Source organism: Pseudoalteromonas sp. TB41 (genome assembly GCF_000497975.1).
Classification (GTDB): Bacteria; Pseudomonadota; Gammaproteobacteria; order Enterobacterales; family Alteromonadaceae; genus Pseudoalteromonas; species Pseudoalteromonas tetraodonis.
In genome coordinates this window covers 87,749-100,389 of record NZ_AUTH01000110.1, presented here as the reverse complement: position 1 = coordinate 100,389, position 12,641 = coordinate 87,749, and the positions used below count along the sequence as shown (strand labels likewise).

Annotated in this window: 9 protein-coding genes; 3 read left to right on the top strand and 6 right to left on the bottom strand. The window is 41.5% G+C overall.

Translation table 11 applies throughout. The annotated features are described in order from the left end of the window. Positions 1-145 precede the first annotated feature (145 nt). Positions 146-1,600, top strand: a complete 1,455-nt coding sequence (locus L641_RS0120235) for a serine hydrolase (protein ID WP_024602954.1) — start codon at positions 146-148, stop codon at positions 1,598-1,600. Between the two features lie 27 nt (positions 1,601-1,627). Here the strand turns inward: L641_RS0120235 and L641_RS0120230 are convergent, their stop codons facing one another. Continuing rightward, positions 1,628-2,563, bottom strand: a complete 936-nt coding sequence (locus tag L641_RS0120230; protein WP_024602953.1) for a LysR family transcriptional regulator — start codon at positions 2,561-2,563, stop codon at positions 1,628-1,630. Positions 2,564-2,690: 127 nt separating this feature from the next. Here L641_RS0120230 and L641_RS0120225 point away from each other — a divergent pair, with 127 nt between their 5' ends. Continuing rightward, positions 2,691-3,347 (top strand): nitroreductase family protein, encoded by a 657-nt coding sequence (locus L641_RS0120225; RefSeq protein ID WP_008109298.1) that lies wholly within the window; start codon positions 2,691-2,693, stop codon positions 3,345-3,347. 44 nt (positions 3,348-3,391) lie between these two features. Here the strand turns inward: L641_RS0120225 and L641_RS0120220 are convergent, their stop codons facing one another. From L641_RS0120220 to dapB, 5 genes are all read right to left on the bottom strand, one after another. Then, positions 3,392-4,450 (bottom strand): S66 peptidase family protein, encoded by a 1,059-nt coding sequence (locus tag L641_RS0120220; RefSeq protein ID WP_013465157.1) that lies wholly within the window; start codon positions 4,448-4,450, stop codon positions 3,392-3,394. A gap of 170 nt (positions 4,451-4,620) precedes the next feature. Further along, positions 4,621-5,097 (bottom strand): transcription elongation factor GreA, encoded by a 477-nt coding sequence (gene greA / locus L641_RS0120215; RefSeq protein WP_010388635.1) that lies wholly within the window; start codon positions 5,095-5,097, stop codon positions 4,621-4,623. A gap of 50 nt (positions 5,098-5,147) precedes the next feature. Then, positions 5,148-8,366 carry a carbamoyl-phosphate synthase large subunit gene (gene carB / locus L641_RS0120210; RefSeq protein ID WP_016900400.1) on the bottom strand — a complete coding sequence of 1,073 codons (3,219 nt, stop codon included), beginning with the start codon at positions 8,364-8,366 and terminating at the stop codon, positions 5,148-5,150. 16 nt (positions 8,367-8,382) lie between these two features. Beyond that, positions 8,383-9,519 (bottom strand): glutamine-hydrolyzing carbamoyl-phosphate synthase small subunit, encoded by a 1,137-nt coding sequence (gene carA, locus L641_RS0120205; protein WP_016900401.1) that lies wholly within the window; start codon positions 9,517-9,519, stop codon positions 8,383-8,385. 362 nt (positions 9,520-9,881) lie between these two features. Further along, entirely contained in the window at positions 9,882-10,679 is a 798-nt protein-coding gene (gene dapB / locus L641_RS0120200; protein WP_008463955.1) for a 4-hydroxy-tetrahydrodipicolinate reductase, read from the bottom strand. A gap of 571 nt (positions 10,680-11,250) precedes the next feature. Here dapB and L641_RS0120195 point away from each other — a divergent pair. Then, positions 11,251-12,564 carry a Na+/H+ antiporter NhaC family protein gene (locus L641_RS0120195; RefSeq protein ID WP_013465160.1) on the top strand — a complete coding sequence of 438 codons (1,314 nt, stop codon included), beginning with the start codon at positions 11,251-11,253 and terminating at the stop codon, positions 12,562-12,564. Positions 12,565-12,641: the final 77 nt, after the last annotated feature.

Genomic DNA, 12,641 nt, shown 5'->3' with positions numbered 1-12,641 from the left:
GAGCTATTTACAACTCGGGCTTTTTATTGCAAAAAATAAAAAAAAACAAGCTGAACACAAAATTGCAACACGAAATAAGTTTACTTTTCATACTAACCACGCTAAAAATTCATTTTAAAACAAACAATAATAATTAAGGAAAATTATGAGTCACAAGACTAGAGTTTGGCTAACTCAATTATTAGCTATGAGTGTACTTTTTATATCTACAATAAGCTTAGCCGCTAATAAAGCCACAGAAATTGATTCTTTCATACAAGGCTTTCATGAGTTAAAACAATTTAATGGTAACGTGTTAGTTGCCAAACACGGCGAAGTTATTTTTGAAAAAAGCTATGGTTACGCAAACTTTGAATGGGATATTAAAAACACATCACAGACCAAGTTTCGAATAGGCTCTATTACAAAGCAATTTACAGCCCTACTCATTCTACAATTGGTTCAACAAAACAAAATACAGCTCGATGCCCCCTTAAGCACTTACCTACCCGGCTATCGTAAAGATATTGGCGATAAAATTACCATTCGCCAAATCCTTAACCATACTTCAGGCCTAAGTAATTATACTCATGCAAAAGCATTTAGAGATGATTACAGCCGCAACCCTTACAGCGTTGATGAGTTTATAACGCTGTTATGTAGTGATGATTTATTATTTGAGCCCGGTACACAATTTCGCTACAGCAATTCAGGCTACTTTATTTTAGGTGCCGTGATTGAAAAGGTCACTCAACAAACATACCAAGACGTACTGCAGCAGAACATTTTTACCCCGCTGAATATGCACAACAGCGGTTATGACTCTCATGAAAAGCTGCTCAAGCAACGTGCATCTGGTTATAACAATAACTTAGACGGTTACACTAATGCCGATTATCTAGATATGTCTATTCCCTATGCCGCGGGGTCTCTCTATTCAACCGCCCGCGATCTCGTAAAATGGGACCAAGCACTTTATACAAATAAGCTAATAAATGAAGAGCTAAAAAAGCAAATGTATACCGTATCGCAGCAGCGTAATTACGCATTTGGCTGGGAAGTTAATCAATTAAGTGCTTATAAATATGGCAAACCACTAACACAAGTACAACATGGTGGAGGTATAGATGGATTTAATGCATTTATTAGTCGTATATTGGAAGATCAGCTACTTATCGTGATTTTAAATAACACTGGCGGAGCTCCGCTCACGCCTATGACGAAAGGCTTAACCAATATTGTTTATGGTAAATCTTACGAGGTAGCAACCGAAAATGTTGATAGCATGCTGTTTCAGGCAATAAAAAGTGGTGGCATTAGTGAGTTAAATAAGAAATACGCAGAATTGGTCTCTAGTGGCGATACTCCTCGCGAGCGCTCAATTAATTATTTTGGCTATGAACTACTCGAAATGAAGATGATAAAAGAAGCCATTGCTGTATTTAAACTCAATGTGCAAACAAATCCAGACTCTGCGAATGCCCACGACAGTTTAGCGGAAGCATATTTAGCTGATGGTAACATTGCAAAGTCACTTGAGTTTTATCAACAAACTTTAGAGCTCGACCCTACGAGTGAAAATGCATCCCAGGCAATTAAAACACTCAGCAGCAAACTTTAAATCAACATGCACTTGGCTGGAAAAACATCATTCAAGTGCACTTTTTGCTAAAACACCTTTATCAACTAACTGTTGTAACAAACGAGTAGCTTTTTCTCTGCACACATCTCTTAGCAATCTCACTGCTGGCGTAATGGATTGGCGGCTTGGGCATATTAACCAAAGTTCGCCACAGGTGTGTTGATAACCAGGCATCAGCGTGATCACGCGATCATTTAGCAAATCATCTGCAATATCTAACGCTGATTTAACCGCTAAACCTTTACCTGCCACACACCAGCGCCTTACTAAATCGCCATCGTTTGAGGCACGTCTGCCCTGCATTTTTACTTTGTATTTTTTTTGGCCATCGGTAAACTCCCATACATTATTGATAATATCTTGCAGCTGATAAAATAACCCTTGATGCTGCGCTAAATCATCAGGGTGCTCTGGCTCACCATATTTAGCTAAATAGGTAGGTGTAGCACAGAGTAGTCGCGGTACGTTGCAAATTTTAAATCCATAAACACTGCTATCACTTGGGGAGCCATAACGCAGTGCAATATCAACCGAATCACGAAAAAAATCGATATTGCTATCGCTAATGTGCGTACGCAAGCTCACACTTGGGTACCTATCCATAATGTCATCAATCCAGGGGATCACTAGGTTGCGCCCTAAATCAGATGAAGTAGCCACCCGCAATTCTCCCTCAATAGCATCATGTTCTCCTTTGAGGTTTTGCCTTGCCGTTTCAAGTACAGCCAGCGCTTGTTCGCATTGGGGTATGTACCGCTCCCCTGCACTGGATAAACGCAAATGGCGAGTTGTTCTAATAAATAATTCGCAGCCAAGGGCTGATTCTACGCGCTTAATAGCCGCACTGGCGGTTGCTGTGCGCATATCTAACTTAGCAGCAGCTAAAGTAATACTTCGACACTCTGCTACTTTTAAAATCAGTTTTAAGTCATCAATCTGCATATTATCTATTTTTATTTGATAATGATTCAATAATTATGCTGTTTATTTTAAATAAAGCAAATTGTATTATGTTGCTCATACACTCAGTGAACACTGTTTATTAGCCCTTTTTTATTATGGAGAGACTATGACTCACCCTATTATTCGCGACCTTGAAAGCCGCCATACTGCTAAACGTTACGACGCGACAAAGCGCATTTCTCAAGACGATTTAACGGTATTGTATGATGCTATGCGTCTTTCTCCTTCGTCAATTAATTCGCAGCCTTGGAAATTTGTAGTGATTGAATCAGACGCTGCAAAAGAGCGTATGCACACTACCTTTGCTAATAAGTTTCAATTTAATCAGCCACACATTAAAGCGGCGTCGCACATTATTTTATTTGCTCATAATCCGCAATATACTCGTGAAGATTACGGACACGTAATTGATGCTGATATAAAAAATGGCCGAACTCAAAAAGAAAACCGCGAGCAAGCTTTTGGCGCCTTTGCGTTTGTTGATTTAAATACCGATGAGCAAGGTAATAATGCCGCGTGGACCAAAGCACAAACCTACATTGCTTTAGGCAATACTATGCATGCAGCAGCACGCTTAGGGATTGATACCACGCCGATGGAAGGCGTTGATGCACAGCTGATTGGTGAAGAGTTTGCAAGCGAATTAGACGGCTACATCTGTGATGTGGCACTTGCGCTGGGTTACCATGATGCAGAAGAAGACTACAATGCTAAGCTGCCAAAATCACGTTTAAGCAAAGAACAAGTAATTCAGGTTTTATAAGTCAAAGCTGCTCACTTTAAATTGTTAGTGAGCAGCTCACTTTATTAGGCTAGTTTTGTGACCACAGACGCACTAATAACTTTGCCTTGATCAACATCTGCGGTAACAGTGCATAAAGCTCCATTGATTAAATTTAAATTAGGAGGGATGTGACCAATATCGGCATCAATGATCACCGGAAATAAACACCCGCCAAAAGCGGCATTTAAGCCTTGGCGATAATCAAACCCCGGATCTTGCCCCTGTAAGGTTACATGGCGGCCAATAATCACCCCGTTTATATCATCAAACATACCGGCTAATTTGAGTGACAATAAAAACCGTGCAACCGTCGCAGGCGTGAGCTCTGCGCTTTCTAAATAAAGCACAATACCTTGCGAGGCATTATGCTTTTTAAACTCATGCAGTGCTAAAAAAGGCGAATCAAGCAACAGCCCAACCGTATCAAGACACCCACCAAACAATCGCCCTGACATTTCGATACTGCGTTTATCGGTGTAATTTAAACATTGCCACTGGGTTGGCGCGCTGTGATCAAATAATACGTTTGGGTTTTGTGCATAATCAGGCTTGCTATGTTGATGGTAAGTCGAGGGGGCTTGCTCAAACTCACTATTAGCCTCATAGCTTAGACTTTCAAAAATTTGTAAACAATACGGATCTTTTTCATCGGGGTGTAACTGAATTAAATTGGCGCTATGCAGTGTTGCCCAATTACATTTTGCTGTCAGTGCACAAGCAATCGTGCTGACATCTGAATAACCCACCAACCATTTAGGTTTGGCATTTTTAATTGCGCCAAAATCAAGTAACGGCAATATTTCCATTGCCAGCTCTCCGCCCATTGGCGGCATAATCGCATCTATTTTATCATCCAATAAAAAGTCCATTAATTGCTTGGCATGCTGCTTAGCAGTAAGTTGAGTTCGCGGCTCGTTTTGACGTAAAAACTCCCCTTCAACAACCTCATAACCTCGATGTTTTAAGCCATTAATGACGATGTCTAACCGTGGGTGATATTTTGATTTGATCCCCGCTGATAAAGAACACACGGCGATTTTAGATCCCACTTTTAAAGGTGCTGGATACAGTATATTTGCCATATTATTTCCTTATTGAAGAATAGGTTACTACCATAACAACATAGTCTACATTTACAAACAATGAATAATAATTGACCGGTATCTAAACCAAATATAAAAACCAAGCATAAAAAAACCAGTGCTTATTGCTAAGCACTGGTTTTTATAAAACGTTAAAGTGAGTTAACTAATTAAATATACTCAACCTCAATGATTTCGTACTCTACATCACCTTTTGGCGTTTTGATAATCACAGCGTCATCCGCTTGTTTACCAATTAAGCCGCGAGCAATTGGTGAATTGACAGAGATTAAATTACTTTTAATATCTGCTTCATCATCGCCAACAATCTGATATTTAACTTCAGCGTCGGTTTCAACATTAACGATGGTTACTGTAGTACCAAAAATCACTTTACCTGTATTAGGCATCTTTGTTACGTCAATCATCTGCATGTTTGAAAGTTTTGCTTCAATTTCTTGAATACGGCCTTCACAAAAACCCTGTTGCTCACGCGCAGCGTGATACTCAGCATTTTCTTTTAAGTCACCGTGTTCACGTGCATCAGCAATATCAGATACAATTTTTGGACGGGTAACAGTTTTTAATTCGTTAAGTTCATCGCGCAATAATTTTGCGCCACGAACTGTCATTGGAATTGATTGCATACTTTTCTCACTTAATCCCAAGGCCGTGGTTACGGCCTTGGCACATTTCCTTAGTTCAATCGCAGGTGTAGTTCTTGAACAGACGTCACTTTACTGCGGTCATCTGCTTGGTTAGCAGTACAGTTAGCAAATGCCGCATTCAATGTCGTAGTATAATTGGTTTTGTGCTGCAATGCACCACGACGTAACACCTTCGAATCTTCAATCGCTTGGCGACCTTCGGTGGTATTAACGATATAGCTATACTCGCCATTTTTGATTCTATCAAGAATGTGCGGACGACCTTCATATACTTTATTTACACGGCGAACCGTAATTCCAGCATCTTCAAGTGCAGCAGCTGTTCCACCTGTTGCATCTAGCTCAAAACCAAGGTCTGTCATGGTTTTAGCTAGTTCTACAATACGTGGCTTATCGCTATTACGTACAGATAGTAACGCGCGACCACCACGTGGTAAAGTGTTGCTTGCACCTAATTGTGCTTTTGCGAACGCTTCGGCGAAAGTATCACCAACACCCATTACTTCACCCGTAGAGCGCATTTCTGGGCCACGGATAGGATCCACACCTTGGAACTTAGCAAATGGCAATACCACTTCTTTTACGCTGTAGTACGGTGGAATCACTTCTTTAGTAATGCCTTGGCTTGCTAAAGATTGACCTGCCATACAACGTGCCGCAACTTTTGCAAGTGCTACACCCGTTGCTTTAGATACAAATGGAACTGTACGTGCTGCACGTGGGTTTACTTCGATTAAATACACTTTGCCATCTTTAACCGCAAACTGTGTATTCATCAAACCAACTACGCCAAGCTCAAGGGCCATATCAGTTACTTGCTTACGCATTACATCTTGTACTTCTTGCGTTAGCGAGTGAGCTGGTAATGAACACGCTGAGTCACCAGAGTGAACGCCCGCTTGTTCAATATGCTCCATGATGCCGCCAATAATCACTTGCTCGCCATCACAGATAGCATCAACGTCAACTTCGATTGCGTTATCTAAGAAACGGTCAAGTAACACGGGTGCTTCGTTTGATGCAGATACGGCCTCGGTCATGTAACGACGTAAGTCTTGCTCATCGTATACAATTTCCATCGCACGACCACCTAATACGTACGAAGGACGTACTACCAGTGGGAAACCAATTTCAACTGATTTTAAAATAGCTTCTTCAGTTGAGGTTACGGTGGCATTTTCTGGCTGCAGTAAATCCAAACGCTCAACAAGTTGTTGGAAGCGTTCACGATCTTCTGCACGGTCAATCGCATCTGGCGAAGTACCAATTACTGGCACACCGTTCGCTTCAAGCTCACGCGCTAGTTTAAGTGGTGTTTGACCACCGTACTGCACGATAACGCCTTTTGGCTTTTCAACACGTACAATTTCTAGTACGTCTTCAAGCGTAATTGGCTCAAAGTATAAACGATCAGACGTATCGTAATCGGTAGATACCGTTTCAGGGTTACAGTTAACCATAATAGTTTCGTAACCGTCTTCACGAAGCGCAAGCGCTGCGTGTACACAACAGTAATCAAATTCAATACCTTGGCCGATACGGTTAGGACCACCACCAATCACCATGATTTTATCACGGTCAGATGCGTTCGCTTCACACTCTTCATCGTAAGATGAGTACATGTAAGCTGTATCTGAGCTAAATTCGGCAGCGCACGTATCAACGCGTTTGTACACAGGCACAATATTGAGTTGATGACGCTTTTTACGGATTTCAGCTTCTGACACACCGGCAATTTCTGCAATACGCGGATCTGCAAACCCTTTGCGTTTAAGTTTACGCAAGAAGTCTGCATTTAAGCCGGCCATACCGACTTCTGAAATTTTAGCTTCGTCTTTTAAGATATCTTCAATTTGTACTAAGTACCAAGGGTCAATCTTAGTTAATTCAAATACATCTTCAACGCTCATACCATGGCGCATTGCATCGGCAATGTACCAAATACGCTCTGCACCTGGCTCACGTAATTCACGAATGATTTTTTCTTTTGCTTTAGGGTCATCAAGTGCCACAATTGGGTTAAAGCCTGTTGCGCCTACTTCTAAACCACGTAATGCTTTTTGTAATGACTCTTGTTGGTTACGACCAATCGCCATTACTTCGCCCACTGATTTCATTTGCGTCGTTAAACGGTCGTTTGCACCGGCAAATTTTTCAAAGTTAAAGCGAGGAATTTTTGTTACAACGTAATCGATTGACGGTTCAAACGACGCTGGGGTTTTACCGCCAGTGATATCGTTTTGAAGCTCATCTAACGTGTAGCCTACCGCTAACTTAGCGGCGATTTTAGCAATAGGGAAACCGGTTGCTTTAGAGGCCAGTGCCGATGAACGTGATACACGTGGGTTCATTTCAATGATAACCATACGGCCATCAACGGGATTTACACCAAATTGTACGTTTGAACCGCCGGTTTCAACACCAATTTCACGCAATACGGCCATAGAGGCATTACGCATGATTTGGTATTCTTTGTCGGTTAATGTTTGTGCTGGAGCCACAGTGATTGAGTCACCTGTGTGCACACCCATTGGGTCAAAGTTTTCAATAGAACAGACGATAATACAGTTGTCTTTTTTGTCACGAACAACTTCCATTTCGTATTCTTTCCAACCAATTAACGACTCATCTATTAATAACTCGCTGGTTGGTGAAAGGTCTAAACCGCGCTCACAGATTTCTTCAAACTCTTCCATGTTGTAAGCCACACCGCCGCCGGTGCCGCCCATTGTGAAAGAAGGACGAATAATACACGGTAAGCCGATACGGGTCATGGTATCGCGCGCTTCATCCATTGAATGGGCAATTTCAGCACGTGGACATTCTAGGCCGATGTTACGCATAGCAACATCAAAGCGCTCACGGTTTTCTGCTTTATCGATTGCATCGGCTGTTGCGCCAATAAGCTCAACGCCATGCTTAGCCAATACACCATGCTTGTCTAAATCAAGCGCACAGTTTAATGCTGTTTGGCCACCCATTGTAGGCAGGACAGCATCTGGCTTTTCTTTTTCAATGATTTTTTCTACCACTTCCCAGTGAATTGGTTCGATGTATGTTGCATCGGCCATTTCTGGGTCAGTCATGATAGTTGCTGGGTTTGAGTTAACTAATATAACTCGATAGCCTTCTTCTCTTAGTGCTTTACACGCTTGAGCACCAGAGTAGTCAAATTCACAAGCTTGACCAATTACAATTGGGCCTGCGCCTAAGATAAGAATGCTTTTTATGTCGGTACGTTTTGGCATTATTACTCCGGTTAAATTAGTGGTTACGCGCTTGCATCAAATCGATGAAGTGGTCAAATAATGGGGCTGCATCGTGCGGACCAGGACTCGCTTCTGGGTGACCTTGGAAGCTAAATGCTGGTTTATCTGTACGGTGAATACCTTGCAATGTGCCGTCAAATAACGATTTATGCGTTGCACGTAGGTTATCTGGTAATGTGGCTTCATCTGCAGCAAAACCATGGTTTTGTGCGGTGATCATTACGACATCGCGCTCAAGATCTTTAACTGGGTGGTTACCACCATGGTGGCCAAACTTCATTTTTACTGTTTTAGCACCTGAGGCAAGCGCTAATAGTTGATGCCCTAAACAAATACCAAAAATTGGCGTATCGGTTTCTAAAAAGGTTTTAATTGCATCAATGGCATAAGTACATGGCTCAGGATCGCCAGGGCCATTTGATAAGAAAATACCATCAGGGTTTAATGCTAGTACGTCAGCGGCAGAGGTTTGTGCGGGTACAACCGTTAGTTTACAACCACGATCTACAAGCATACGTAAAATATTACGTTTAACACCGAAGTCGTAGGCAACAACATGAAACTTTTCATCATCAGCGTGTAAGGTTTTAAACCCTTCGCCTAATGTCCAGCTTGATTCGCGCCACTCAAAATTTTCCTTGGTTGAGACAACTTTTGCTAAATCCATGCCTTTTAAGCCTGGGAAGGCTTGCGCAGCTTCAAGCGCTTTTTTCTCGTCTAGTTCGTCACCGGCAACGATACAGCCATTTTGTGCGCCTTTATCACGCAAAATACGGGTTAGTTTTCTGGTGTCGATGTCCGCAATACCTAAAATATTACGTTCTTTTAAGTAATCATCTAACGATTGCTCGTTACGAAAATTACTCGCTAGCAGTGGCAAATCACGGATCACTAGGCCTTTAGCCCAAATGTGACTCGCTTCTTCGTCTTCGCTGTTGGTACCCGTATTACCGATATGTGGGTACGTCAAAGTTACGATTTGTTCCGCGTACGATGGATCAGTCAAAATTTCTTGATAACCAGTCATAGACGTATTGAATACTACTTCACCGACTGACATGCCGTCAGCGCCGATTGCAGTACCGCGAAACACTGTGCCGTCTTCTAGGACTAACAGAGCGGATTTAGTCAAGTTAAACCTCCTAACAGTAAAAAACGGGAGTAAGCAAATTGCTTAACACCCCGCCAATACTCAGATAATTGGTCAAAACCTGATTTCTGTGAGCTTAAATTGTTTTACGCAGTCTTAAATGATGCCGATGTAAACCACTAAACCTTCATTCATTTTTCTTGCCTAAAACTCTTTTCATTCCCACACAAACCCCGGTTTTGCTAACCATATGAGTATAATTGGAAACACGCATTTAGTAATTTTTGGCAAATTGGCTGCATTCTACATGAAGTTGGCTTTTAGGTCTAACGCTAATTAGTAAATTGCAATAAATAAGTGGTTATAGCAAAAAACCACCCCAAAGCGTTAAAAAAGGAACTTAACTACTTTAAATCTAGCACATCTTGCATGTCATAAAGTCCTGCAGGTTTATTTTTCAACCACTGCGCAGCTCTTATAGCACCTAGCGCGAAGGTCATTCGCGAACTTGCTTTATGGGTTAATTCAAGTCTTTCGCCCATTGTAGCGAAGTAGGCCGTGTGTTCACCTACTATATCACCGCCCCTTAGCACCGAATAACCAATTTCATTTTGTGATTTGGCCTGCTCTATGTTGTTGCGATCATAAACGGCAACCTCATCATGATCCCACCCTTTTGCCTGAGCAATCGACTCGCCAATGGCAAGTGCAGTGCCCGATGGCGCATCAATTTTATGACGATGATGTGCTTCAAAAATTTCTATATCTAAATCATCGCCTAGTTTTGTTGCTGCCGTTTGCACTAAGTTAAGCAGTAAATTTACGCCCACGCTATAATTACGCGCAAATACAATCGGAATATGTTTAGCTGCATCCGTTAATAGCGCCATATCGTCATGAGTTAAGCCGGTGGTGCCAATTACCATAGGTGTTTTTTGCTCAACGGCTGTTTTTAAATGATTTCTCATGCCTTCAGGCAAAGTAAAGTCTATAAGCACATCTACATTTTCAACCTGCTGTTCACTGCTAAACTTAATCTCTTTTGCCGCTGCGCTATTAAGCTGATTAACGGGCAGGTCTAATAACGGTGACTGACTGCGCACATAGGCCGCCGCTAATTGTGAATTTTTATTGATTGTTGCTGCTTCTACAAGTGCCAGTCCCATACGGCCATTCGCACCAAACACACCTACTCGATTCATCTTTTTACAACCTATGTATTTTTTAGTTAGCTAGATTTTATCTAAAACTCATGTAATAGTCAGGAAAGCTTATAAAAAAGCTTCGATTATTTTAGGGTCTGTTGACCTTTGCGGATTAAAATTTGTTCAAACTAGGAGCGGTTTAATCGTGGCGCGAGGTTTGTAACCTAGTGGGCTAAGTAAAAACCGAGCAACAAAGAGTAAATCGCCCCTAGGCAGAACCCTTCGGGCAGCGCCTGTTTGGCATTGATGCTGCGTTACCGCCTATTTATGGGGAACAACTACACCACATAGGCTCTGCCTTGCCTAAATACCAAACAGACTGCTGCAAATTTAACCTTGAAAGATCAACAGACCCTCATAATAATAACAGATAGTCTTTGCATTTAGCCATCTATACATTTAAACTTCTTTTTTTGCGCCGATTTGGTCTTTGGCTTGCGGGCGCTGTTGGGTTACTTATCTGGTTAGATAGTAAAACAAACAACTAAATTCAGCTAAAAGAGGGATGCTTTGGCTGTTTAATATATCAATCGACTTCGATTGCTATGAATAATTAACGAGGATTATGATGCAGCCATCATTTGATAAAAATAAAGCAAGATTTTCTTTGCTTCCCCTACTCACCTTTGTTGCTATTTTTTTAGGCTCAGGCTTATATTTACAATCTCAAGGGGTTGATTACGCGTTTTATCAACTCCCAGCACCAGTCGCTATTTTACCCGCGATTGTTTTAGCCTTTATTTTAAATAAAACCAGCATCAACCAAAGCGTAGAAACCTTTATAAAGGGCGTAGGTAATAACAATATTATTACCATGTGTCTTATTTACTTACTAGCGGGTGCTTTTTCGGCGGTTGCTGGTGCTACCGGCGGTGTGGATGCGGTTGTTAATGCCGGACTTTCACTTATTCCCCCTTCGTTACTACTACCTGGTTTATTTTTAATAGCGGCGGTTATTTCTACTGCTATGGGCACTTCAATGGGAACTATTGGTGCTATTGGCCCAATTGCCTATGCAGTATCTATTAAAACAGGAATTGATCCTGCTTTAATGGCCGGTACCATTGTATCTGGTGCTATGTTTGGTGATAACTTATCAATAATTTCTGACACCACGATTGCTGCTACCCGCACGCAAGGCTGTGAAATGAAAGATAAGTTTAAAGAAAACCTTAAAATTGCTGTTCCGGCCGCCATACTCACTATTGCATTGCTATTATTTTTAACGCCTGCAGCACAAGTAGTTGATACCAAAGACTACGATATTTTATTAGTACTTCCGTATGCCTTTATTTTAGTCCTGGCGGTAATGGGCTTTAATGTGTTTGTAGTGCTGTTAAGCGGTATTGTGTTTGCCGCATTAATGGGCTTTACCGGCAGCTATGAAGGTGCAAGCTTTGTAAAAGATATTTACAAAGGCTTTAGTGAAATGCAGGAAATATTTTTACTGTCTATGTTTATTGGTGGCCTCTCTGAGTTTATTCGTATTAATGGCGGCCTCGACTATATCGCTCAAAAAATTCAAGCTATTACTAAAGTCATTGCCAAATGGCACCGTAAAGTAGCCGATCAGTTAGGGATCGCGGCATTAGTTGTCACCAGTAATATGTGTATTGCCAATAATACCGTGTCTATTATTGTGACAGGCCCTATTGCTAAAAAACTGGCTGATGATGGCGAAATTAGTGGTAAACGCTCTGCCAGTTTATTAGATATTTTTGCCTGTGTAACCCAAGGGTCTTTGCCTTATGGCGCGCAAGCATTATTACTCGGTGCTACATTTAAAATTAGCCCGTGGGATGTTTCAACCTCATCTTACTACTGCTTTATTTTAGCCTTTACTGCTATTGCTGTTATTTGTTTGCGCCGCAATAAAGCATAATCTCCCTTTTTACAGTGTATTAGCTGCGTGCTAATGCACTGTTTATCACAATAAATAATTAACAAATTAACCGTGTT

What these genes read in the sequence shown, in the direction of transcription:
- L641_RS0120220 (WP_013465157.1), bottom strand. Translation starts at nt 4,450, where the DNA reads ATGGCAAATATACTGTATCCAGCACCTTTAAAAGTGGGATCTAAAATC.
- greA (WP_010388635.1), bottom strand. Translation starts at nt 5,097, where the DNA reads ATGCAATCAATTCCAATGACAGTTCGTGGCGCAAAATTATTGCGCGAT.
- L641_RS0120235 (WP_024602954.1), top strand. Translation starts at nt 146, where the DNA reads ATGAGTCACAAGACTAGAGTTTGGCTAACTCAATTATTAGCTATGAGT.
- L641_RS0120195 (WP_013465160.1), top strand. Translation starts at nt 11,251, where the DNA reads ATGCAGCCATCATTTGATAAAAATAAAGCAAGATTTTCTTTGCTTCCC.
- L641_RS0120225 (WP_008109298.1), top strand. Translation starts at nt 2,691, where the DNA reads ATGACTCACCCTATTATTCGCGACCTTGAAAGCCGCCATACTGCTAAA.
- dapB (WP_008463955.1), bottom strand. Translation starts at nt 10,679, where the DNA reads ATGAATCGAGTAGGTGTGTTTGGTGCGAATGGCCGTATGGGACTGGCA.
- L641_RS0120230 (WP_024602953.1), bottom strand. Translation starts at nt 2,563, where the DNA reads ATGCAGATTGATGACTTAAAACTGATTTTAAAAGTAGCAGAGTGTCGA.
- carB (WP_016900400.1), bottom strand. Translation starts at nt 8,366, where the DNA reads ATGCCAAAACGTACCGACATAAAAAGCATTCTTATCTTAGGCGCAGGC.